This is a genomic window from Streptomyces sp. NPDC002463 (genome assembly GCF_042889835.1).
Taxonomy (GTDB): Bacteria; Actinomycetota; Actinomycetes; order Streptomycetales; family Streptomycetaceae; genus Streptomyces; species Streptomyces nymphaeiformis.
In genome coordinates this window covers 14,756-38,241 of record NZ_JBIARL010000025.1, presented here as the reverse complement: position 1 = coordinate 38,241, position 23,486 = coordinate 14,756, and the positions used below count along the sequence as shown (strand labels likewise).

The 23,486-nt window shown below is 71.7% G+C and carries 20 protein-coding genes and 1 pseudogene; 6 read left to right on the top strand and 15 right to left on the bottom strand.

Annotation, left to right across the window (positions count from 1 at the left end; genetic code table 11):
* Positions 1-4: 4 nt before the first annotated feature.
* From ACFYX3_RS35525 to ACFYX3_RS35515, 3 genes are all read right to left on the bottom strand, one after another.
* Complete coding sequence (locus tag ACFYX3_RS35525; RefSeq protein WP_389022738.1) at positions 5-2,941, bottom strand: ABC transporter permease; 2,937 nt, start codon at positions 2,939-2,941, stop codon at positions 5-7.
* 2 nt (positions 2,942-2,943) lie between these two features.
* Positions 2,944-3,690: an ABC transporter ATP-binding protein gene (locus ACFYX3_RS35520; protein ID WP_389022735.1), complete on the bottom strand. Its 747-nt coding sequence runs from the start codon at positions 3,688-3,690 to the stop codon at positions 2,944-2,946.
* An 89-nt stretch (positions 3,691-3,779) separates the two neighbouring features.
* The gene (locus ACFYX3_RS35515) at positions 3,780-5,015 is read right to left on the bottom strand and encodes a nitrate/nitrite transporter (RefSeq protein WP_389022732.1); all 1,236 of its coding nucleotides are present in this window, start codon (positions 5,013-5,015) and stop codon (positions 3,780-3,782) included.
* Positions 5,016-5,242: 227 nt separating this feature from the next.
* Here ACFYX3_RS35515 and ACFYX3_RS35510 point away from each other — a divergent pair, with 227 nt between their 5' ends.
* From ACFYX3_RS35510 to fdhF, 3 genes are all read left to right on the top strand, one after another.
* A complete protein-coding gene (locus ACFYX3_RS35510; RefSeq protein WP_389022967.1) occupies positions 5,243-5,500 on the top strand; it encodes an SHOCT domain-containing protein in 258 nt (85 codons plus the stop codon).
* A gap of 140 nt (positions 5,501-5,640) precedes the next feature.
* A complete protein-coding gene (locus tag ACFYX3_RS35505; protein ID WP_389022729.1) occupies positions 5,641-7,248 on the top strand; it encodes an NADH-ubiquinone oxidoreductase-F iron-sulfur binding region domain-containing protein in 1,608 nt (535 codons plus the stop codon).
* Entirely contained in the window at positions 7,245-9,938 is a 2,694-nt protein-coding gene (fdhF, locus tag ACFYX3_RS35500; RefSeq protein WP_389022724.1) for a formate dehydrogenase subunit alpha, read from the top strand. Before ACFYX3_RS35505 ends, fdhF begins: the two co-directional genes overlap by 4 nt.
* 12 nt (positions 9,939-9,950) lie before the next feature.
* On the opposite strand, the gene ACFYX3_RS35495 is transcribed toward fdhF, so the two are convergent.
* The 8 genes from ACFYX3_RS35495 to ACFYX3_RS35460 form a co-directional block, all read right to left on the bottom strand.
* A complete protein-coding gene (locus tag ACFYX3_RS35495) occupies positions 9,951-10,808 on the bottom strand; it encodes a universal stress protein (RefSeq protein WP_389022721.1) in 858 nt (285 codons plus the stop codon).
* 17 nt (positions 10,809-10,825) lie between these two features.
* Positions 10,826-11,485 carry a CBS domain-containing protein gene (locus ACFYX3_RS35490; RefSeq protein ID WP_389022717.1) on the bottom strand — a complete coding sequence of 220 codons (660 nt, stop codon included), beginning with the start codon at positions 11,483-11,485 and terminating at the stop codon, positions 10,826-10,828.
* Positions 11,485-11,754 (bottom strand): acyl carrier protein, encoded by a 270-nt coding sequence (locus tag ACFYX3_RS35485; protein ID WP_389022714.1) that lies wholly within the window; start codon positions 11,752-11,754, stop codon positions 11,485-11,487. The genes ACFYX3_RS35490 and ACFYX3_RS35485 overlap by 1 nt, the downstream gene beginning before the upstream one ends.
* Positions 11,751-13,082, bottom strand: a complete 1,332-nt coding sequence (locus ACFYX3_RS35480; RefSeq protein ID WP_389022711.1) for a 2-oxo acid dehydrogenase subunit E2 — start codon at positions 13,080-13,082, stop codon at positions 11,751-11,753. The genes ACFYX3_RS35485 and ACFYX3_RS35480 overlap by 4 nt, the downstream gene beginning before the upstream one ends.
* 1 nt (position 13,083) lies before the next feature.
* Entirely contained in the window at positions 13,084-14,094 is a 1,011-nt protein-coding gene (locus ACFYX3_RS35475) for an alpha-ketoacid dehydrogenase subunit beta (RefSeq protein WP_389022708.1), read from the bottom strand.
* On the bottom strand, positions 14,091-15,029 hold the full coding sequence (gene pdhA / locus ACFYX3_RS35470) for a pyruvate dehydrogenase (acetyl-transferring) E1 component subunit alpha (RefSeq protein WP_389022704.1): 939 nt from the start codon (positions 15,027-15,029) through the stop codon (positions 14,091-14,093). Before pdhA ends, ACFYX3_RS35475 begins: the two co-directional genes overlap by 4 nt.
* A gap of 125 nt (positions 15,030-15,154) precedes the next feature.
* Entirely contained in the window at positions 15,155-16,957 is a 1,803-nt protein-coding gene (acsA, locus tag ACFYX3_RS35465; RefSeq protein WP_389022699.1) for an acetate--CoA ligase, read from the bottom strand.
* A complete protein-coding gene (locus ACFYX3_RS35460; protein ID WP_389022694.1) occupies positions 16,954-17,631 on the bottom strand; it encodes a CBS domain-containing protein in 678 nt (225 codons plus the stop codon). Before ACFYX3_RS35460 ends, acsA begins: the two co-directional genes overlap by 4 nt.
* 248 nt (positions 17,632-17,879) lie before the next feature.
* On the opposite strand from ACFYX3_RS35460, the pseudogene ACFYX3_RS35455 reads away from it, so the two are divergent.
* Positions 17,880-18,059: pseudogene (locus ACFYX3_RS35455) on the top strand (DUF1918 domain-containing protein); the annotation flags it as partial.
* 25 nt (positions 18,060-18,084) lie between these two features.
* On the opposite strand, the gene ACFYX3_RS35450 reads toward ACFYX3_RS35455, so the two are convergent.
* Positions 18,085-18,690, bottom strand: a complete 606-nt coding sequence (locus ACFYX3_RS35450) for a CBS domain-containing protein (RefSeq protein ID WP_389022690.1) — start codon at positions 18,688-18,690, stop codon at positions 18,085-18,087.
* A gap of 363 nt (positions 18,691-19,053) precedes the next feature.
* Between ACFYX3_RS35450 and ACFYX3_RS35445 the strand changes: the two genes are divergently transcribed.
* Entirely contained in the window at positions 19,054-19,953 is a 900-nt protein-coding gene (locus ACFYX3_RS35445; RefSeq protein WP_389022686.1) for a universal stress protein, read from the top strand.
* Positions 19,953-20,672: a helix-turn-helix domain-containing protein gene (locus ACFYX3_RS35440; protein WP_389022683.1), complete on the top strand. Its 720-nt coding sequence runs from the start codon at positions 19,953-19,955 to the stop codon at positions 20,670-20,672. Before ACFYX3_RS35445 ends, ACFYX3_RS35440 begins: the two co-directional genes overlap by 1 nt.
* A 230-nt stretch (positions 20,673-20,902) precedes the next feature.
* On the opposite strand, the gene ACFYX3_RS35435 is transcribed toward ACFYX3_RS35440, so the two are convergent.
* The 3 genes from ACFYX3_RS35435 to ACFYX3_RS35425 form a co-directional block, all read right to left on the bottom strand.
* Positions 20,903-21,661, bottom strand: coding sequence for a hypothetical protein (locus ACFYX3_RS35435; RefSeq protein WP_389022680.1), 759 nt, complete (start codon positions 21,659-21,661; stop codon positions 20,903-20,905).
* A gap of 167 nt (positions 21,662-21,828) precedes the next feature.
* Complete coding sequence (locus tag ACFYX3_RS35430; protein WP_389022677.1) at positions 21,829-22,350, bottom strand: DinB family protein; 522 nt, start codon at positions 22,348-22,350, stop codon at positions 21,829-21,831.
* A 254-nt stretch (positions 22,351-22,604) separates the two neighbouring features.
* Positions 22,605-23,462 (bottom strand): universal stress protein, encoded by an 858-nt coding sequence (locus ACFYX3_RS35425; RefSeq protein ID WP_389022674.1) that lies wholly within the window; start codon positions 23,460-23,462, stop codon positions 22,605-22,607.
* Positions 23,463-23,486 lie beyond the last annotated feature (24 nt).

Genomic DNA, 23,486 nt, shown 5'->3' with positions numbered 1-23,486 from the left:
CCCCTTATTCGGTGACGCGGACCGCGAGCGCGGGGCGGATGGCGGCCGCGCGGCGTGCCGGGCCGATCGTGGCCAGGAGTGAGGCGGCGAAGGTGGCCGCGGCCAAGCCGCAGATACTGGCCCATTCGACCGGGAAACCTCCTTCGAGGCCCTCGAACGCGGCGCTGTTGCGGTACATCAGCCAGGTGGTGAGCACACCGAGGAGGGATCCGAGGACGATGCCCTCCAGAGTGATGAAGGTGCTCTCCCAGAGGAAGGAGCGTTGGACTGTCCGTGCCCGGAAGCCGAGGGCCCGCAGGATGCCGATGGTGCGCCTGCGTTCGCGTACGGCGCGGACCATGACGACGCCGAGGCCGGTGATGCCGACGCCGAGGCCCAGGGCGAGGAAACCTTGCATGAGGCGGAAGAAGGCGGTGCTGGAGTCGAACTGGCGGCGGATGTCCGACTCGATGGGCGTGGCCACCAGGCTGGCCTTGAGCTGCTCGCCCTGCAGCCGGGTCGCCAGGGCGTCGGGGGAGGTTCCGGGGCTGGTCCGCACCAGTGCGGAGGCGTTCTGCGCCTGGGGGCCGAAGAGCTCGCGCGTGGCCTGTTCTCCCATCACCACGGGGTAGGTGGTCGAACTGGCGCCGGTGCCCGGGTAGAAGACCATCCCGTTGCTGAGCACGCCGGCGAGGATCTTCTGTTCGCTGCGGCCCGTGCGGGGATTCGTCAGGGTGAGGGTGTCGCCGGGGTCGTAGTAGTCGCCGGCGGGGCCGCCGGTGCTGCCGAAGAAGCCGTCGATCACGACGTAGCGGGGGTCGGAGGCGAGGGCGTGCCAGACCGCGGCGTCGTTCGTCAGGCCGGGCAGCCGCTCCCGGAACGTGATGCCGCTGATCGCCCCGTCGGGCACGCCGACGACGGCGGTGTCCAGCGGCCGGGGGCCGCGGTGTCCCGGATCGGTGGCCCGCGCCGAGGCGTTGAGCAGCGGGGTGACGGCGGCGACGCCGGCTGCCGAAGGGCCGCGCGTGAGATCGGCGACGAGTCGGTCGCCGGCGACCTGCGGGTTGTAGTCCAGTCGCAGGGAGTATCCGGCCGTGGCGTCGGCGACGACTCCGTCGACGCCGGCGCGGAGGATGCCCGAGATCTCCGTCAGGAGGACGAGGACGAACACGATCAGGGTGTACATCACCAGTGTCGCGCCGGTCCGGAACCTCTTGGCCAAGGGGTACGCGACGGCGAGCCGCGCCGCCAGGCCGCCCTCCGTCGGGCGCTGGAGGAATCGCCGCACGGGCCGCAGCAGTGCTTTCTGGTTGTCGCTGACGAGCACCACGGCGGAGAAGGCGGCCAGGGCGCCCTGGATGACGTACACGGACATGGAAGGAGTGTCGAAGATCCGGGGGCGGATGACGGGTGCCAGGAGCGTCCACGCGAGTACGGCTCCCGCGACCAGGGTGGTGACCGTGTGGCGGGGGAGGACGCGCAGTAGTGCCGGAGTCGCGAAGGCGAGGGCGAGCGCCGGCATGAGGTACGTGGCGTCGGGCTGGCTGCGTGCGACGGCCGGGACGGCCACGAACGCGCACAGGACGGCGAGGGTGGTGGAGACCAGGAGCAGACGGCGGCGCGGTCGCTGTCCGGGTGTCGCCGGGAGGTCGCGGATCGCGGCGATGATGTTGAACCTGCTGATGCGCACGCTGGTCGCCAGGATCGCGGCGAAGGCGATGAGCAGGCCCATGGCCAGTCCGTTGAGGATGCTGGTGGGGGTGACGGCGAACACGATGCGGATGCTGCTTCCGCCGACCGACCAGCCCTGGAAGATCTGCGCGGCCACCACGGCGACGCCCCAGCCGACGGCGACCCCGATGGCCACGCCCGGCAGCGCGGACAGCAACGCGTAGGTGGCCCCTTCGAGGGTGAAGGACCCGACGAGGCGGGAGCGCTTCATCCCCACCGCCCGCACCATGCCCATCTGGGACTTCCGCTCCTCGCCGAGCATCACGAAGATGTTCACCAGCAGCAGGGCGCCGGCGATGATGCTGAAGCTGCCGATCATGAGGAACAGGGCTCCGAGCGCGTCACCGGCCTGCTTCGCGTCCCGCAGGACCGTGTGCTTCGGCGTGTCGATCGACGTCTGGCCGGCGAGCGGGCCCAGGGTCGTGCGGATGTCCGCGGTCACCCGGTCGGTGAGGGCGTCGCCGCTCTCGACGCCGCCTCGATTGGACACGAAGGTGACCGAGCGAGGCTCCGCGCCGGCGGCCCGGGCGGCGGAGTCCAGAGCCCCGGGCGCCAGGAACACGTCGCGGTTCAACCTGCCGCCCAGGCCCACACCGGCAAGTCCCTGCTCCGGCACCACACGCTCGACCCGGTAGCTCCGGGGTGCTCCGAACAGATACAGCGTGACGGGATCCCCGGCTCCGACGTTCAGGGACCGGGCCAGTGGTTCGTTGACCACGACCTGGCCGGGCTTCGGGTTCGCGCCGCCGAGACCGGAGTCGCCGCCCGGTGCGCCGAAGCGCGCTGCCTCGGCGAAGTCCATCTGCCAGGCGAGGACGCGCGGTTCGGCGGCCTTGTGGCCGTCGGCGGTACTGACGGCCGATGCCTGGGTGGCCGTGGCGTCGAGTACTCCGTCGACGTCGGGATCGCCCGCCAGGGCGGCCAGCCGCTCGGTGACGGCTCGCCCGGTCGGTCCGGGGGGCGCGACGACGCGCTCGTCCACCGGTCCCAGGGTCCGGTAGGCCTCCTGCCGTACCGAGAAGTTCAGCGTGTCGCCGACGACCAGGGCCCCGATGACGATGGCCGTGCCGAGCATCGACCCGCCGATCACCAGCGCGGCCTCGGTCCGCCGGCGGGCGACCTGCCGGAAGGCCAGCCGTCGTGACACCGGCTGTCGTACGGCGACCAGTACCAGGGCCGCGAGCGAGAGCGCCAGGAGGGCGAGCAGCGGGACGAGGAGGTTCGGGTACATGGTCAGCCCAGAGGGACGTCGCGGATCGCGGACGGGGCGGGGACGGCCTGGCGGACGTCGTCGACCAGCTGCCCGTCGCGCATTCGGATCAGGCGGGGGACGCGCGCGCCGATGGCGCTGTCATGGGTGACCAGGACGATCGTCTGGCCCTCGTCCAGGTTGAGCTCGCACAGCAGGTCCATGACCTGGTCGGCCATCGCGCTGTCGAGGTTACCGGTGGGTTCGTCCGCCCACACGATGGCCGGGCGGCCGGCCAGGGCGCGGGCGATGGTCACCCGCTGCTGTTCACCGCCGGACAGCTCGCTCGGCCTGTGCTCGACGCGGTGGCCGAGACCCACCCGATCGAGCATGCCCAGTGCCCTGCGACGCGCTTCGCGCGGCCGGGTGCCCACGAGCAGCAGGGGCAGTTCGACGTTCTCGACCGCCGAGAAGACCGGGATGAGGTTGAACGCCTGGAAGACGAAGCCCATGGTGTGGGCCCGGTGTTCCGTGCGCGCCGCGTCCGACATCGCGAACAGATCGTGGCCGTCGATCTCCACCCGGCCGCCGTCGATGTCGTCGAGCCCGGACAGACAGTTGAGCAGCGTGGTCTTTCCAGAACCGGACGGTCCCATGACCCCCACCATCTCCCCGTGGCGTACGACCAGGTCCAGGTCGAGCAGTGCGGTGACCTCCACGGAGCCCGTTCGGTAGACCTTCCGTACCCCGGTGGCGACTAGGAGAGCCCGGTCGGTGTTCATGCTTTCCATACCAACCTCCGGAAGGAACCGGAGGCTACGGCCACCCGGGTCTGGAGGAGGGCCGAACGGCCCAATCGTCGGGGCACTGCGGGGCCCCTTCAGCGGCTTCGCTGCTGCAGTAGAGCGTCCTCGGTCGCCCGGGCGCGTCGCCGGACAGCGGTGGCGGCCAGGGTTCCGGCGCCCGTCGCGGTGACCGAGAGGAGGACGAACCCCCACGTGTAGTCGTGCGCGACGCTGTCCACCGCCCCCATCACGAGCGGTGGGAAGAAGCCTCCGAGACCGCCCGCTGCCCCGACCACTCCTGTCACCGAGCCGACCCGCTCGGCCGGAACCAGACGTGCGACCAGCGCGAACACAGCCCCGGACCCGGCGCCCAGGCCGGCGGCCATGCCGAAGAAGGCGGCCGTTCCCACGGGGACCAGTTCCGCCTCGAATGCTGCGACCAGGGCACACGCCGCAACGAGTCCGTACGAAACCGTCAGGACGGGTACGGGGTGGGTACGGTCTGACAGCCAGCCGCCCACCGGCCGCATCGCCACGGCGAGGACGACGAATCCCGCGGTCCGCAGTGCAGCATCGGAGCGGCCGAGCTCGTAGGCCCTGGTGAGGTAGGTCGGAAGGTAGACGCTGAACGCGACGAATCCGCCGAAGGAAACGGCGTAGAGGAAGGCCAGATGCCAGGTGGCAGGCGTGCGCACGGCCAGCGCCGTACGTGAGAACAGCGTTCCCGCCGCCGTCGCGCGCCCCGGGCGGTCGCGGAGCAGGAACCAGGCCACTCCGGCGTACCCGGCGAGGCAGCCGGCCACGAGATCGAAGGGAAAGGCGCGTCCGACGGCGTCGGCGAGCTGGACGGTGGTGAAGGCCGACAGAGCAGTGCCGCCGGTGCCGATGCCGAAGATCCCGAGGGCGACGCCCCGCCTGGCGGGCGGGTACCAGGCGTTGACGAACGGGACGCCGACCGCGAAGGCGGTACCACCGAGTCCGAGCAGGAAGCCGCCTGCGAGCACTTCGGCCAACGAGTCGGCCAGGTGACCCAGGTACAGCACGGGGAGGATCGTCACGGCCGCGACGAGGGGGAACACTCTGCGCGCTCCCCAGCGGTCTGTCAGAGCGCCCGCCGGGATTCGGCCGAGCGCGCCGACCACGACGGGGACCGCGACCACCAGCGACTGCTCGAAGGAGCTGAGTCCGAGGTCGTCCCGCAGCCGAGGGCCGAGCGGGGCCAGCAGCGCCCACGCCCAGAAGCAGAGCGTGAACCCAGTGGTGGCGAGGAGCAGCATCCGCCACCGTCGCGACACATCCGTGACGGGCGGGCTCTCCGAGTTCCGGACCATGGTGGCCTCCCGGACGCGACGCGCATGGGCGGCGTGAGCCGTGCTGTTCCCCACCCTCCGGCGAGCCGGGATCCCGGCTCCAGGGGCCACCCGTTCCCTTCCACGACCGACCGGCCCACTGCCAGGGGCCGGTCGGCCCTGGGCCGGGCACGGTGGAAGTGTCGGACGGACCGGAGGCAGGGGTGTCCGGCTCCTGCGCGGTCCGGCCGTCGGGAGTGCGAGTGGCGATGGTGTTCTGGTACGGCGACGGCATGAACGGATGGGGCTGGTTCGCCATCTCAGCCGGGACGGTGTTGTTCTGGGGCCTTCTCATCATTGTCGCGGTGATGCTCTTCCGTACCGGGGGCCGCGACGCGGAACGGTCGTCCGGGTCTCGGCCCGTCACGCTGGCCGAGCGGATCCTGGGCGAGCGACTGGCGCGTGGTGAGATCGACGAGGAGGAGTACCGTCGGCGCCTGACCGCTCTGCGCAGCGGGGAACCGTGAACCCCGCGACCGGCCGGGATGCGGGCGAGGGCATGGCCGGTCACGCTGGGAGCATGGCCGGTCGGATGCCTGGAGAGCCGGGTGGACGCATAGACGCGCTCCGTGAGCTGACCGCTCGGTGCGGAGGGCGAGGGGGGCTGTTGCCCGCCGCGTTGGAGCGCGCCAGGTCGGGCACCGCCGAGGGTCCAGGGGCGTGGGCTCCCGAGGTCGCGGCGGCAGCCGGACTGCCGGCCGCCGCGGGTCTCGGCCCCGCCACCTTCTTCGCCGATCTCGCAGCCCCGTGCGGCGAGCGTCATGTGCGGGTGTGCACCGCGACGGCGTGCTTCGCCGCGCGGGGCGGGGAGCATCTGGCGGAGGTCGAGCGCGCTCTCGGCGTGGTGGCGGGCACGGTCGACGAGGCGGGTTCCACCTCGCTGCAGACCGTGCACTGCCTCGGCTACTGCTACGCGGGCCCCGCCGCCCTCGACGGCACCCTTCCCCGTACGGGTCCGGACCTGGCCGACCAACTCCGCGGGCGGACCGAACCGCGCACGCCGGGCATCCCCGCGGCCGACACCACCGGGGCACCCGTCTTGCTCGCCGGCATTGTGGGAGGGCAGGACGCCTGGGACGTGTGGCGCGCAGCGGTGACCGGGCTGCGGCCCGATGACGTACGGCAGGAGACCGCCGCCTCGGGACTCCGCGGGCGAGGCGGTGCCGGGTTTCCGGTAGCCGACAAGTGGGCCGCGGTGGCAGGGAAGCCGGGCGCGGTCGTCGTCGCCAACGGGGACGAGGGCGACCCGGGCTCGTACGCCGACCGGCTGCTCATGGAGGAGGACCCCGAGCGCGTCCTCACGGGACTCGCCCTGGCCTGCTTCGCCTGTGGTGCCCGGCGTGGGACGGTCCTGGTCCGCTCCGAGTATCCGAGAGCCGTGGCCCGGCTGCGCCGGGCGGTGGAGCGTGCGACGGAGGTGGGGGACCTGGCCCCGTCGGTCGAGGCGGCCGGTCCGCGGCCGTTCGTCGAGATCGTCGAAGGAGCCGGTTCCTATGTCGCCGGCGAGGAGACCGCCCTCATCGCCCGGCTTGAAGGCGCTCGCGGTTGTGCGCGCCCTCGGCCCCCCTATCCCACGGACCACGGCCTGTGGGACGCGCCGACGGTGGTCAACAACGTGGAGACCCTGGCGGCCGTGCCCTTGATCGTCGCCCAGGGAGGAGCGTCCTACGCCCGCCGCGGCGTACCGGACGAGACCGGCACCAAACTGGTCTGCCTGTCCGAGCGATTCGCCCGGCCCGGGGCCTACGAGGTCGAACTCGGCACTCCTGTGGGCGAGATCGTCAGCCGGTTCGGCAGCGGCCTCAAGGACGGCCGCGAGCTCGTCGCCCTCCAGATCGGCGGGCCCCTCGGCGGCTTCCTCGCCGGGCGCGCCCTCGACGTCCCGCTCACCACGGCAGCGCTCGCCGAGCACGGCGCCGCCCTTGGTCACGCCGGTATGGTCGCCTTCGACGCCGACACCGATCCATACGAACTCCTCCAGCATGTCTGGGAGTTCGCCGCCGACGAGAGCTGCGGGGCCTGCTCGCCCTGCCGGCTCGGCACCCGGCGAGGGCTCGAACTCGCGCAGGGCCAGGGCGGGCCGGGGGAGACCTACGAACGACTGGCACGGCTGATGGGCGAGGCGAGTCTCTGCGGGTTCGGCCGCCGTGTCCCCGCGGCCGTCCGCAGCCTGGCCCGCGCCTACGGGCCGGCCCTGGAAGGATGGGACCGATGACCCGGCTCCAGGTCGACGGCGTATCCGTCGAACTGCCCGCCGGAGCAACCCTGCTCGACGCGGTACGTGCCGCCGGCGCCGAGCTGCCCACCCTCTGCCACGACGACCGTCTCCGGTCGGCCGGCTCCTGCCGGACCTGCCTGGTCCGCGCAGACGGTCGGACCGTCGCCGCCTGCGTCACGCCCGCGACGTGGGGCCTCACCGTCGACACCGCCGACGAGGGCGTGCGGAACCTGCGCCGGGACGCGGTCGCCCTGGTCGCCTCGGCGCTTCCACCGCACGCGCTCGCCGACAGCGCGCACAGTGAACTGGCCGAGGCGTGCCGGGCCTTGGGGATTCCTGCGGACACGGCGGCCGGTGACCCGAGGCGCGGGCGGGACGAGAGCCACCCGTACGTCCATCTCGATCGCGACCTGTGCATCGCGTGCGGGCGCTGCGTACGGATGTGCTCCGACGTCCAGGGCACGTTCGCGCTCACCCTCACCGGACGCGGTGCCGACACGGTCGTCGCGCCGGGAACCGGCGGTCCCTGGGCCGACTCCGACTGCGTGTCCTGCGGCGGCTGCGTCGACACCTGCCCCACCGGGGCGATCACCCAGCCCGGGCCCGGCCGGGGACTCACCTCGCGGCATGCCCCCGCCGACCGCGTGCGCACCACCTGCGGCTACTGCGGCGTCGGCTGCACCCTCGACGTCGTCGTCCGTGACGAACGGGTCGCCGCCGTGCTGCCCGCCCGGGACGGACCGGTCAACCGCGGGCACGCGTGCGTCAAGGGCCGTTTCGCATACGGATACCTCGGATCCGCCGAACGGCTCACCGAGCCCTTGGTCCGTGAGAACGGCGAACTACGACCGGCGACCTGGGACGAGGCGGTGACCCGGATCGCCGACGGCCTGCGCGCGGCCGTCCGTGACGGCGGCCCCGACGCGGTCGCCGCGATCTCCTCGGCCCGCGCCACCAACGAGGAGAACTACCTCGTCCAGAAGTTCCTGCGGACCGTCATCGGCACCAACAACGTCGACAACTGCTCCCGCCTCTGCCACGCCCCCTCCGCCGCGGGACTCACCGCCTCCTTCGGACACGCCGGCGGCACCGACACCTTCGACGATGTCGAGACCGCCGACTGCCTCCTGGTCGCCGGGGCCAATCCCGTCGAAGCCCACCCCGTCGTCGGTGCCCGTCTCCTGCAGCGGGCACTCGCAGGGGCCTCCCTGATCGTGGCCGACCCCCGCGCGGTGGGCCTCGCCCGTCATGCCGACGTGCACCTGCGTCCGCGACCCGGTACGAACGTCGCCCTCTTCCACGGCCTCGCCCACGTCCTCGTCGACGAAGGCCTGACCGATCCGGGCTTCCTGCGTGACCGCGCCACCGGACTGGACGGACTCACCGAGCTCCTGGCCGACTACCCGCCCGAGCGGGTCGCCGGGATCACCGGAGTCCCGGCCGACGACATCAGGACGGCCGCCCGGCTCTACGGCCGGGCCAAGCGTCCGGCCGTCCTCTACGGTCTCGGGGTCACCGAGCACCTGCACGGCACCGACGGCGTCCGCACCCTGGCGAACCTCCCCATCCTCCGGGGCGCCGTCGGCGGCACCGGCCACGGGTTCGGCATCAGCCCGCTGCGCGGCCAGAACAACGTCCAGGGCGCCTCCGACATGGGCGCCCTGCCCGACCTGCTGCCCGGCTACGGCCACGTCACCGACCCCGAGGCCCGCTCTCGCGCCGAGGCGGTCTGGGGCCGACCGGTGCCGCCGACGCCGGGCATGCGTATCCCCGAGATGTTCGCGGCGGCCCGGGAGGGCCGGCTGCGGGCGCTGTGGGTCATCGGCGAGGACGTCTGCGCGACCGACCCCGACAGCCGGCGCGTCGCGGAGGCCCTCGACGCCTGCCCGCTGGTCGTCGTCGACGAGCTCTTCCTCAGCGGGACCGCCCGGCACGCGGACGTCGTCCTGCCCGTCGCCTCCTGGCTGGAGAAGGACGGGACCTTCGTCAACTTCGACCGCCGCTTCCAGCGCGTGCGGCAAGCGGTGACTCCGCCCGGTACAGCGCGCTCCGACTTCGAGGTCGTGCATGCCGTCGCCGAAGCACTTGCCGCCGACCTGGGCTGCCCCACGCCAGCGGCGGCTCTCGTCGAGTGCGGACGTGTGACACCCCTCTTCGCAGGGCTTTCACACGAGCGGATCGACCAGGAGGGGGCTGTTCCCTGGCCCTGCCCCTCACCGGACCGGCCGGGCGAACGCACCCTGTACGCCGACAAGTTCGCCACGCCGGACGGTCGTGCCCATCTGTCGGCTGCCCCCTATCTGCCGCCCGGCGAGGAGCCGGATCAGAACTATCCGCTGGTGCTCGTCACGGGGCGCCGCTGGGCCCACTACAACTCCGGAAGCATGACCCGGCGCGGCGGCAACCTGTTGCTCGACAGCCGGGACAGCCTCGATCTCCACCCCGAGGACGCCGCCCGGTTCGGTGTCCGGGACGGCACCCCGGTCACCGTCGAGAGCCGCCACGGACAGGCCCGACTCGTCGCCCGCGTCGGGACGGACCTCGCTCCCGGGCAGGTCTTCTGCGCGTTCCACTTCCCGGCCAGCGGCGTCAACTCCCTCACCTCGGAGCACGCCGACACCGTGACCTCGTGTCCGGAGTACAAGGTCACGGCGGTACGGCTGCGGCCGACGACGTCCGACAGCTGATCGGTACCGGGCTCAGGCGTGGGGAACGAGTGCCACGGGCACGGGGCTGTGGTGCAGCACCGCGTGGGCCACGCTGCCGATGCGCGCGCCCAGCGCCGAATGACGCATGCGCCGGCCCACCACCACGAGCGCGGCGTCCCCGGAAGCCTCGACCAGTTCGAGGCCGGCCGATCCGACCGTCACACGGGCGGTGGCCTCGACGTCGGGGTACTTCGCTCGCCAGGGCTCCAGCAGCTCTCGGAGCGAACGCTCGATCTCCGGAGCCACGGCGAGTCGGATGTCCGGGACCATGGCGGGTCCCAGTCCGGCGAACAGCGGAAGCTGCTCGGCGTACACGACATGGACCGGGGAGTCCCGCCGGGCGGCTTCCTCGAAGGCGAAAGCCAGAACCGCGTCCACAGGCTGCCGCACATCGGCCCCCGCCACGACGGGGCCTCTCGAACTGGTCGCGCTGCTGCCGGCCCGTACCAGGACGACAGGCCGTTCGACCGCACCGGCGACCGTCAGGCCGACCGATCCGAGCAGATAGCCGGTCACACTGCCCAGGGCCCGTGAGCCGAGGACCAGCAGCTCGCCCTCCTCGGCCGCGGCGACGAGGCCCGGCACGGGACCCGCGGGCAGCAGGCGGGTGGTCACCGACAGGCCGGGATGGCGCTCGCGCAGTCCGGCGGCGGTGCGCGCCACCATCTCCTCGGCCCACGCGTCCTCGAACCCCCGTGGCATGAATGACAGCACGGCCTCCGGTACCGGTTCCTTCGCGTACACCAGGTGCACGCCGGTGCCGCGCAGCACCGCCTCCTCGGCCGCCCACTCCGCGGCGGCGTTCGCCTGTTCCGTGCCGTCCAGGCCGACCACGATGCTCCGGGTCATGACCGTGCACCTCCTTGTCAGGTGTCGTCGACGTCGTAGGTGAGGCGGGTGGAGGAGACCGAGACCACGCCGTCCGCCGTCGCGCACATGCGCTCGACCGCCGGGATCATGCGCCGGAAGGGCAGCCTGCCGCTGAGGTCCACCCTCCCGTCTCGCACCTCGACGGTGAGGACGGCCGGTCCGAGACGGAGCGTTTCGCCGAGCACGTCCTCGACGATCTCCCGGCGGATGTCGTCGTCCTCGCGGAGGAAGACGCCCAGCAGGTCGCGGCGGCTGACGATGCCCACCAAGCGGTCCTCGCCGTCGACGACGACGAGCCGCTTGACCCCCTGGACCTCCATCAGCCGTGCCGCCTCCGCCACGGTCCAATCCGGACGGGCGCACACGGCGGGTGCGGACATCAGCTCCTCGGCCCGTGTCCCCTCGGCCTTCGCCCGCTCCCACGCTTCCAGGGCCGGAACGGCCGGCGGGTCACCTGGTGTGGCGGGTTGGTCGGCGGTCTTCCGCAGCAGGTCCCCTTCCGACACCACCCCGACCACCCGGCCCTCGCCGTCCACCACGGGAACAGCGGTCACCTGGTGGTGCGAGAGCGTGCGGACGATCTCCTTGAACGGGGTGTCGCCGCGGACGCTCACCACCTCACGGGTCATCAGCCGGTCGATCCTGCGGTGACGCATCACCCTCTCCTTCCCTGTGTGGAGCCACGTGCCCCGCCCACCAGGCGAGCGGCGCAGCCGTCCCAGGTGTCGAGAGCCGGATAGTCGTCCTCGGTGAGCTCCGTCCCGCTGAGTTCGGCGAGCGCCTCGACGAACTCGAGGAAGTCCAGCGAATCCATCTCGAACGTGGCGCGCAGGGACACGTCGGGATCGAGACCGGTGAACTCGGCACCGGGGACGACACGCTGCACGGCTTGCCGAACGAACGCCTTTGCCTGGTCGTGGTTCACAGTTCCTCCGGTCGTTGCAGGAGCCGGTCCATGGCGGTCAGGAGACGCGCGCCGGTGGCGCCGTCGGCAGCTCGGTGATCGGCGGACAGTGTGGCCGTCAGCACGGGACGTACTCCCAGCAGGCCGTTCACGGCCACCGGTCGTTCGACGATCCTGCCGAGGCCGACGAGCGCGACCTGCGGCGGGTAGATGACGCCGAACACCGTCTCGACGCCCTGGTCGCCGAGGTTCGTGACGGTGAGACTGGGATCGGCGGTCTGCGACGCTCGGAGCCGACCGCCCCGTGCCCGTGCCACCAGGTCCTTGAGCGCGGCCATCACCTCGGCCACGGAGAGCGTGTCGGCGTGGGCGAGGGCCGGGGCGACAAGGCCACCGCCCCGCAAGGAAACGGCAACACCCAGCCGTACCTCCTCCGCCGGGACGAAGCCGTCGTCGCCCCAGTGCCCGTTGAGCTCGGGCACTTTGCGCGCTGCCATCGCGACGGCCTTGAAGGTGAGTGCGGCGGGCACCAGGCGGGCGGACAGCGGCAGTTCGCGGTTGCGGGCGTGCATCCACTCCAGGGCCGCTGCCATGTCCACGGTAGTGGACAGGTAGAAGTGGGGGATCTCCCGCTTGGATCGACTCATGAGCCGGGCTGTGGCCGATCGTGCCGCTTCCGGGACGGCCGGCCGCGGTGCTCCCTTGTCGGCTGCGGCGGAACGGACATCCTCTGCACGGACGGTGCCGCCCCGGCCCGTTCCGGTCACTTCGGCGAGGTCGACGCCGAGTTCCGTGGCCAGACTCCGCGCGAGCGGTGAGGACTTCACGCGCATCGGAGCGGGGCGTTCCGCGGTCGAGTTGTCGCTGTACAGTGGCTTCGCCTGCCGTGTCGTCGGCTCGGTCATGTCGCGCTCTGGTGCTGGTGCAGGTTCCGGCTCCAGTTCCGCGTGCTCCACGTCGGCGCGTGTGATCCTGCCTCCCGGGCCCGAACCATGGACGGCGGCGAGGTCGACGTGCCGGTCCTTGGCGAGTCGGCGGACGAGGGGTGTCGACGTCGGCAGGCTTTCGACGAGCTGTCTTTCCGTGGACGGGCTTTCGGTCGGCCGGATTTCGGCGGTCGTGCCGATACGTGCCAGCGGGGTGCCCACCGGCACGGTGGTGCCTTCGTCGACGAGGAGGGCCTCGACCGTACCGCTGTCGAAACACTCCACCTCGATCGCGGACTTGGCGGTCTCGACCACGGCGACGACGTCGCCCCGCATCACCTGGTCACCCGGGTGCACCAGCCACTGGGAGAGCATGCCCTCGTCCATGTCGGCGCCGAGCGACGGCATGGTGAACTCGGCCATCTCAGCTCACCACCCGGCGCGCCGCCGCCACGATTCCGGCCGACTGGGGGAGCGCCGCCTCCTCCAGCCGGCGGGCGTACGGGATGGGGACCTCCGCGCTGCAGACCCGTTCGACGGGCGCGTCGAGGTCGAAGAACGCCTGTTCGTAGATACGCGACTCGACCTCGGCCGACAGGCTGCCGCTGCGCCAGCCCTCATCGACCACGACGGCCCGGTGGGTCCGCCGGACCGAGCCGACGATCGTGGTGTCGTCCAGGGGCCGCAGCGTTCGCAGGTCGACGACCTCCGCGCTGATCCCCTCCCCAGCCATTGCCTCTGCGGCTTCGAGAGCCTTGGACACGCAACCGCCGTACGCGACGACCGTGACGTCGGTACCCTCGCGGCGGACGGCCGCGCGGTCCAGGTCGACATCATGGACCGCCGGATCGAGCATGCCGGCCGTGTTGTAGAGGCTGCCGTGCTCGAAGATCAGGACCGGGTCGGGGTCGGCAAGCGCGGCCGCCAGCATGTGACGGGCGTCGTCGACCGTGACCGGCGCCAGGACCCGGAGCCCGGGGATGTGCGCGTACCAGCCTTCGAGGCTGTGGGAGTGCTGGGCGGCCAGCTGCCGTCCCGCGCCCGTCGTCATGCGGATCACCAGCGGCACACCGAGCTGGCCGCCGGACATGTGTCGCAGGGTGGCGGCGTTGTTGAGGATCTGGTCGAGGGCCAGCAGGCTGAAGTTGACCGTCATGATCTCGACGACCGGCCTCATCCCGGCCAGGGCGGTGCCGATACCGGCTCCGACGAACGCGGACTCCGACAGGGGCGTGTCCCGGACACGCTCGGGCCCGAACTCCTCCAGGAGACCGAGGCTCACTCCGAAGCATCCGCCGTAGCGGCCCACGTCCTCGCCCATGAGGAAGACCCGATCGTCCGCGGTCAGAGCCTCGCGCAGACCCTCCCGCAGGGCCTCCCTGTATGTGATGGTGCCGTCGTCGGGATGCGCCCGCGGTCGCGTACGCGTGCTCATGACGGAGCCTCCTCGTGTCGGCCGGTGACATGGAGCAGCAGGTCTTCGGCCGGCTCCTGGGGAGCCTGTTCGGCCATCCGGACGGCTCGGTCGATCTCCTCCATGACCTCGTGGTCCAGAGCCTCCAACGCGGCGGTGTCGAGGAGACCGGCCGCGGTCATGCCATCGGCGAGGCCCGTGACAGGGTCGTGCCGCTTCCATTCCTCGATCTCGTCCTTCGGCCGGTACCGGTCCGGGTCGTACATCGAGTGCGCTCGGAAGCGATATGTCCGCATCTCCAGGAAGTGTGGTCCGTTGCCGGCTCGGATGGACTCGACAGCCCCGCGCGCCGCCTTCTCCACGGCGTGTACGTCCATGCCGTCGACGGCCCAGGCCGCCATGCCGTACGACGCTGCCCGCATGGCGAGGTCCGTCTGGGCGTGTTCGCGAGCGAGGGCCGTACCCATCGCGTACAGGTTGTTCTCACAGACGAAGAGCACGGGCAGTCCCCAGAGCGCCGCCAGGTTGGCGGTCTCGTGGAACTCGCCCTCCGCGAAGGCCCCGTCACCGAAGAAGCAGCAGGTCACCCGGGGCTCGCCGCGCATCCGGTCGGCGAGCGCCAGTCCGGCCGCGAGCGGCAGTCCGCCTCCCACGATGGCGTTGCCGCCGTAGAAGCGGCGGATGGCGTCGAAGAGGTGCATGGAGCCGCCGCGGCCGCGGCTGCACCCCGTGCTCTTCCCGTACATCTCCGCCATCACGGCCTCGGGCGGTATTCCACGGGCCAGGGCGTGGCCGTGTTCGCGGTACGTGGAGACGACCGCGTCCCGCTCGTCGAGCGCCTGGTGGACACCGACCGCCACCGCCTCCTCGCCGATGTACAGGTGGACGAAGCCCCGGATCGCCGCCGCACTGTACAGCTCGACGCAGCGCTCCTCGAACCGCCGGATGAGCAGCATCTGCCGCAGGAGGTCCAGGTCATGAGCCGTCGCTGGAGTGCGGGAGGGCGACGCGGGTGCACGAGTGCGACGGGGACGCTTCGTCGGCGATGCTTTGGCGGACGTGCCGCCGTGTGCGGTGGCCATCACGGCTCCTTCCCGGAGAGCCCGGTCGGCCCGGCCGGTTCGGGTGTCTCCAGCGTCGAGACATCGCCCTCGGGCAGGCCCAGTTCGCGGGCCCGCAACAGACGGCGCATCACCTTTCCGCTGCGGGTGTGCGGCAGATCCTCGACGAACTCGATCTCCCGGGGGGCGACGGCCGGGCCGAGGCGCCGACGCGCGAACGCCAGGACGTCGCGCCGAAGTTCGGCGTCGGGCGGATACTCGGGGCGCGGCAGCACGAACGCCTTGACGATCGCGCCGGCCAGCTGGTCAGGACGTCCGATGACCCCGGCCTCGGCGACCGCCGGATGCTCCATGAGCGCGCTCTCCACCTCGAACGGCCCGATGAGGTGCCCCGCGGACTTGATGACGTCGTCGGCGCGGCCCACGAACCAGTACCAGCCGTCGGCGTCGCGGCTGACCAGGTCGCCGGTCAGGTACCACCCGTCCGTGAAGCACGCCTCGTAACGGCTCGGTTCGTGGAGGTAGCCGCGGAACATCGACGGCCAGCCCGCCCGCAGGGCGAGTTCGCCCTGGGCGCCCGGCTCCTGGAGGATGTGGACGTGCCCGTCGGTGACCGCGGCCCGGCCGTCCTCGCCGCATGCCAGTACAGTGGCCTCGACACCGGGAAGCGGTCGGCCCATCGAACCGGGGCGTACCGGATCGGCCGCGAAGTTGGCGATCATGATGGCACCGGTTTCGGTCTGCCACCAGGTGTCGTGGACCGGGAGCCCGAGTGCCTCCCGGCCCCAGTGCACGGCCTCGGGATTGAGTGGCTCGCCGACGCTCGCGACGAACCGGAGCGACGAGAGGTCGTGCCGCGCGGCGGGCGTCGGGGCGCCGCTGCGCGGTGCGGCCCGCATGAGCATGCGGAGTGCCGTGGGTGCCGTGTACCAGACGGTGACGTGCTGGTCGGCGAGGATCCCGTACCAGTGAGCGGGGGCGAAGTCCCCTTCGTCGACGACGGTCGTCACTCCGTGGGTGAGCGGGGCGATGATGCCGTACGACATGCCGGTGACCCAGCCGGGGTCGGCGGTGCACCAGAAGACGTCGCCCTCGTGCAGATCCAGGGCGTAGGCGGCGGTGACGTGATGGGCGAGGACCGCCTCGTGCACGTGTATCGCGCCCTTGGGGGTGCCTGTCGTGCCGCTGGTGAAGTGCAGCAGCGCCGGCTCTGCGGGATCGGTCGGTCCGACCGTGTACGTGTCCGGCGCGGCGGCCGTGAGAGCAGGGAAGGAGAGGGTGTCCGGGGGCGGGTCGGCCCCGGGGTCGAGGAGCAGGACGTACCGCAGGTGCGGAAGGCGGGACCGTACCGGGGCCACCTTCCGCTCGTACAGCTCTCGGGTCGTGACGAGCGCACGGGCGTTGCCCAGCTCCATGCGCAGGGCGACGGGTTCGGGACCGAAGGCGGTGAACAGCGGGCACAGGACGCGGCCGGCGCGCAGCGTTCCGAGGACGGTGCTGAACAGCTCGGACCTGCGGCCGAGCAGGCTGAACACCCGCTCGCCGCGTCCCACGCCGAGCGTCTCCAGCACGTGCGCGAAGCGGGAGCTCTCGGCCGCGAGCCGGGCGAAGGTCACCGTCTGCATGGATCCGTCGTGGGCGACGCAGCGCAGCGCGACGCGTTCGCCGTGCCCCTCGTGCAGGTGCCGGTCGACCGCTTCGTACCCGATGTTGATGCCGCCGTCCGGCAGCCCGGCGAGCCGGGGCCGTTCGCGTCGCCAGGAGAACGTGGCCCGCGCGCTGTCGTAGTCGGGCATGACCGGCGCCACCCACAGGGCTTTCATCGCGGTGGCTCCACGTCGAGCGCGAGGTTGTCGTAGGCGTACTCGATCGACTCGTGCAGGGCGACGACTCCATCGACCGAACGGCAGAGCCGCAGGATCACGGTGATGTCCGCGCGCTCCTCGACCCGGCCCGCCAGTGTCACGACTCCGTCGTCGACGCTCACGCGGATCGTGTCGGGCGCGAGGCGCAGGGTGTCGGCGAGGACGTCGTGCTCGATCTCGTCGCGGATCGCGCTGTCACCGCGCAGGAAGGGCCGCAGCAGGTCGCTGCGGCTGACGATCCCGACGAGTCGACCGGTCTCGTCGGTGACGGGAAGCCGCTTGACCCCCTTGCGGTGCATCGTCCGGGCCGTCTCGACGAGATTCCAGTTCGCCTGTGCGGTGATGGCGGGCGAGGTCATGAGCTGGGCGGCCGTCTCCGCATCGGGCAGCCCTCGCTCCTGGGACAGCAGTCGGACGCCCGTCCAACGGCCCTCCAGGTCGGGGAGCTCGGCGGTGGATCGCAGAAGGTCGGCCTCGGAGACCACGCCGAGCAGGCGTCGGCCGTCGTCGACGACCGGGACCGCCGAGATGTCGTGGTCGGCGAAGAGCCGGGCGATCTCCTTGAACGGTGTCGTGGGGACGGCGGTGACCACCTCGTGCGTCATCACCTCGAAAACCGTGCGGTGCTGCATGACGGTCCTCCTTCACGGGGCGCGACGGCCCCGGTAGGTCCCACCCTGGTGCGCGAAGCCCACTGCCGGGCAGTGCCGAATGGTCCCCTTCCGGGACTGTTGGCCCCTATGACGGTCGGCAGGCCGGGACGGACGGTGGAGGGCGAGAGCACCAGCCTCGGGAGCGCCGCGGCCGGTGCCCCGGCCGGGAGGCGAGAACCATGACCGCGAGCGGAACACGACAAGGTCAGGAGAAGCACCGCGCCGGACTGTGGGCCCACGTCGGCGACCGGCTGATCGTGGGCGGCGCCACGGTCGGGGACGAGGGGCGTGACGGCGAGATCGTCGGGCTGCACCATGCGGACGGCACTCCGCCCTTCGACGTCCGGTGGTCGGACACGGGTCGGGTCACTCTGGTGTTCCCGGGCCCGGACGCGAGGGTCCAGCACTTCCCGCCGCATGGCACGCAGGCCCCTAAGCGGTGGCCGTGAAGTCCGCCACGGCCTCCACCACGCCGGGCACGGCCCGGGTCAGGCGCAGGGCCAGGTCCGCCGGAACGGACTGCGGCAGGCGTCCTGCGAGTGTCACCGAGCCGTCCGCGACCCGTACGGTGAGTGCGGCGTCGCCTTCGGGGATCAGATGCGTGAGGAGCTCGTGGCGCACGTCCTCGGCGAGCTCGGCGTCGGAGCGAAGGTAGACCTTGAGCAGGTCGCCCCGGCTGACGACACCGACCGGGCGGCCGTCCTCGTCCACCACGGGAAGTCGCTTGAGACGGCCCCGCCCCATCAGCCGTGCGGCCCCCGCGATAGTGGCCCCGCGTGGAACGGTGACGGCCGGAGCCGACATCAAGCTGCCCGCCGTCACCGCTCCGGCGCCGTCCGGGTGGTTCTCTCCCGGGACCTTGCCGAGTACGTCCGCCTCGGACACCACGCCGACCACCCGCCCCTCGGTGGATAGCACGGGCACCGCGCTCACGCCCCAGCGCCGCATGGACCGGACGATCTCCTGGACCGGTGCGTCGAGCCTGGCGGAGACCACCGCGTGGGTCATCACGTCGTCGACGGTACGTGGATGCTTCATGGCGGGCCTCCGGTACTTCTGCGCCCCCAGGTCCTGTCGATGCGAGCGTGCCGCTGCCAGACCCGGGACGACAAGGGCCGAACGGGGCACGTCGGGCCCTGGACAGCCCTGGCACGCACCGTGTGCCGGTGCTTTCCTGAAGATGAGGAGGGGCCCGCCCGAGGGGCGCGGGGAAGCGGCTTCGAGCCGCGCACCGCGCGATCAGGATCCGCGAGAAGCGGATGGGCCCTTCCTTCCGTCGTGCGGCCTCCCTGCGTGGTCCGGGAGGGCCGTGCCCGGGGCCGACCGGCCCTACCCTGCCCGCTCCGCCCGGTGCGAGCGTGGACAGCAGGTCACCTCACGACTCGGAAGGCGGTGGGCACGATGGAATCGCCCCTGGTGGTAGGAGTGGACGGGTCCGACGCGAGTCTCGCGGCCCTGGACTGGGCTGTTGACGAAGCAGTACGGCACGGGCTTCCGCTGCGCATCGTCCATGCTTCACTGTGGGAACGGTACGAGGGAGTCGTGCCGACTTGGAGCACGGGCAGGCCTTCGGGCCAGGTCCTCGCCGAGAACATCGTCGGCACTGCGGCCGAACGCGCCCGGCGCCGCGCACCCGACCTCCCGCTCACCACGGACGTCCTCGCCGAAGACGCGTCCACCGCGTTGCTCACGGAGGGCCGGGAGGGCACGATCCTCGTCGTCGGGTCCCGAGGCCGCGGTGAGTTCGCCGACCTGCTGCTCGGATCCGTCAGCCTTCTCGTGGCCGCCCGGGCCCACTGCCCGGTCGTCGTCGTCAGAGGGGACCGACAGGCACTGGAGGCACGCCACGAGCGAGTCCTGCTCGGCGTCGGAGAGCAGGACGTGGACTCGCCGGCCGTGTGGTTCGCCTTCCGCGAGGCAGCGGTCCGGGACGCGGAACTCGACGTCGTTCACGCCTGGCGACGGCCGGCGCATGGACCGGCCGACCACCTGCTGATGAAGCGCGCTGGGGGCGCGTACTTTGCGGAAGAGTCCTCCGAGCTGCTCGACAAGGCCCTTGAGGCCGCGGCGTCCGAACATCCCCAGGTCCGCCTGCGCAGGAGCTCGGTCGAGGGCCCCGCTCACAAGATGCTGACCGAGCGCTCGGCCGCCGCCGACCTCCTGGTCGTCGGGGCGCGGCGCCGGGGAGGGCTCGTCGGTCTGGAGCTCGGCAGGGTCGCCCACCGTGCCCTGCACCACGCCTCATGCCCGGTCGCCGTCGTACCCCAGCGGCGCCCCGTGACCACGGAAGGAGAGCTGTGATGAACACGGCCGATGACCGGCACAACCCGCACACCAGCGACCTGGGCCGTCGCGTGGCGGCAAGGCGCACGCAGCTCGGCCTCTCGTGGGAGGACGTGGCCGCACGGGCCGGCTCCACGCCCGGCTACATCGCCTATGTGGAGGAGCGACTGCCCACGCCGGGAATCGAGTTCCTGGTCCGCCTCGCGAACGCCCTGGAGACCACCGTCCAGGATCTCACCGGGAACACGGCGGACCTCACGCCCGGAGGAGCCCGTGCCGGGTACGGGGCGCGGATGGAGGAGATCGGCGAGGCCGAGTGCTGGGAGCTGCTCGACGGCCACGGCGTCGGCCGGGTCGCCGTCGAAGGACCGGACGGGCCGGCGGTGTTTCCCGTGAACTACCAGGTCGTCGACAGGGAGATCGTCTTCATGACCGCCGCGGACTCGTCCCTCGCGCGCGCCTCGGCGTCCGGCGCGGAGGTCGCCTTCGAGGAGGACCACCTGGACGAAGCCTTCAGCCAGGGCTGGAGCGTGCTCTTCGTCGGTCCGGCACGCACGGTGTCGGACGAGGCGGCGGTACGGAGAATCAAGAGCGGTGCTTATTCGGCGCCGTGGGCGGGGGACGGGCGGGACACCGTCGTGACGCTCGCACCGCGTCGGGTGACGGGACGACGCATCCTGGTGCCGGGCGCGCCCGGCACGCCGCCCGGGGCCGGTGGCGGGATCACCGGCAGGTGATTCGCTGCGCAGAGCGCGTCGGGAACGGCAGCCCGCCAGGTGCGGACAAGGAGTGCCGGCGCTGGCCCCGCTCTTCTGAATACGCGTCAACCGCTACGGCCGGTTCGGTGTTGTACATGAACCGCGGCCTCGACCTGGATCCGGCGACGTGAGCGGCGGCGGTACCAGGCCCGCACGGACCAGATGACGGCCCCGCCGAGCGGTACTACTCGGATCGTGCGGCTTTGGCGTCAGTGCTCGCTGGTGGCGATGTAGGTGCCGTGCCAGGTGTGGTCCCACACAGCGCCGGTGGAGGCGTTGACCGACAGCATGCCGCTGATCTCGCCCGAGCGCAGGGTATGGAGGGTGTAGTAGCCGGGGAACGCCTCGGCCTCGCCGACGATCAGGTCGCTGTTCCGGTCAATCAGCCACTTCCGGGCGCGGTCCTGCGCCTGGTCGGGGGAGATCCGGGTCTGGGTCCGGCCGCGGTGGTGCATGCCGTAATCGGTGTTCCACATCATCGCCGGCCCGTACTCGATCCCGGTGTCACCGTCGGACGGATCGACGAGGATCTCCGTTGCCGGCTCCCCGTCAGGGGTTTCCAGTTCGGCGTAGAAGTTCTTCGAGAACTGCATGACCTCGCCGACGCGCAGGTCGAGCCGGTCGGCGAAGGCGTCGGCCCGCTGTCGGGCCTGGTCCAAGGTCGTCACCGGGGTGCCGTCGCCACGCTGCCAGTAGTGCCCGCCCATCATGCCAGGCCCCCACGCGCAGCCATCGCGGCCCATCATTCCCGGCCCCATGCCAGGCCCCCACGAGTCCCAGTTGTCCCAGTCGTCGCCTGACACGTTCGGCGCCCAGCAATCGCTGCCGGAGGGACGGGGATGGGCGGCGGACGGGATGAGGGCCGCGCCGCCGGCCGTGCTGTTGCCGGCCGCGCATCCCGAGGCCAGCGCGCCGGCCATCGCGAGGGCCGCCAGCACGGAGGCGGTCCGCCTGCTCGTCTTGGGCATGACCATCATCCTTCAGGACCGTTCCAGCCGTGGCCGCCTCCGACCGGCGGACACGGGGATGTCGCCTCCAGCCTCTCTCCGGGCGCAAGGAACGCCCAGGGCTGCCCGGACCCGGTCGATGGGCCGATCGGCCCAGGTGCGTGGGACGACCCGGGACGCTCTCGGGGTCAGTGGCCACCGTCCAGGGTGAGCTGAGCGTGGTGGTGGTCGAAGTGCTGCGTCGGGTAGCGGTAGATGTCCGCGAGCGTCATGAAGTCCTTGAAGAAGGGGTCCCATCGCATGGGGTAGTGCATGCCACGGGTGAGGGCGGCCTCGGGCTCCGCCGCGAGCCTGCGGTGCAGTGAGTCGATGACGCGGTCGAACGCATCGCCCATCCTGCGCCGCCCGTAGACCTTCACGGCCCCGCGCGGCCCGAGGTAGTTGATGAGGTCGAACGGTGCCGTCGACGCATCCAGCGCCCGTGCGAACCCCTTGCCCACGACTGCGGGGAGCCGCCCGAAGACGCGTACCAGGAACAGCAGTCGCAGGGTGACCACGTAGCCGAAGAGCATGTGCCACAGCAGTTGCTCGTTGTTCCACCGCGTTCCGCTGGTAGCTCGGGCGAGGGCGGCCTCGGAGGCGGTGTCGAGGAGACGATGGAAGGTTCGCCGGACGCGCTCGTAGTCGTCGTGCACCGCTTGCCGATCCATGGGATGCGCGTTCGTCATGGCAACCGCCCTCGGTCGACACTCGAGATCCGCCGGGATGGCCATGATGCCCCTGCCCGAGCCCCGAAACCAGCAGCAGCGCGCGGACGCGGAAAGACTCGTGACCGCTGCCCTACGGTCTTGGGCGATGGCCAGGCGCGCACGGATCGGCTGTGGCCGTCGTAGTGCCTGCGGACGGGGCGGGGCCCTGCCCGGCCGAGCTGGCCGATGTGGCCCTGTCCGTCGCCGCCGTCCGCTCACGGCAAGGGGACGACGGTGACGGGCGCGGGGCTGTGGTGGATGACCGCATGGGCGACATGGCCCAGATGCGGGCCGACGGGGACCTTCCGACTCCGGCGTCCCACGATGACGAGTTGCGCCGTCCGTGCCGCCTCGACCAGCTGGTACGCGGCCGACCCCACCACTGCTTTGGCCGTCACGTCCACGCCCGCGTACGTCTTCCGCCACGGTTCCAGCAGGTCGTCGAGACCCCCGATGAGACGGCTTCCCAGCTCCTCGCCGATCCCCGGGTCCACGATGGCTGCGTAGCCGTACGAGGCGGGAAGCGTCCAGCTGTGCAGGAACCGCAGCGGCAGGTTCCTGCGGGCGGCTTCGTTGAACGAGAACGCGAGCAGGGCTTCGCACGGGTGGTAGATGTCGACACCCACCAAGATCCCGCCTTCGTGAGCCACTTGGCCGTCCTTCGCGCGTACGAGGACGACCGGCTGTTGCGCCGAGCCGACGACGGCGAGCGAGACCGAGCCGACGACGAAGCCGAGGACGCCACCGAACCCACGCGAACCGAGTACGGTCAGATCGGCTTCGTTCGCGGCGGCAGTCAGCTCCTCGGCCGCCCGGCCGCGCGCGTGTTCGACGAGCACCTCCAGATCGGGATGGTCCTTTCGCGCGCGGTCCGCCTCGTCCCGCAGCAGCCTCTCGGCTCGCTCGGCCAGGGTGCGGGCGTACGCGAGCGGCAGCTCCGGGGTGTTCGGCCACTCCTCCACGTGCACCAGCCGGAGGGGTACTTCGCGCAGTAGCGCTTCACTTGCCGCCCACCCGGTGGCGGCGAGGCTTTCCTCCGAGCCGTCCAGACCGACGGTGACCTGCGCTGTCATGACTCTCCTCCTCACACGAGTCCG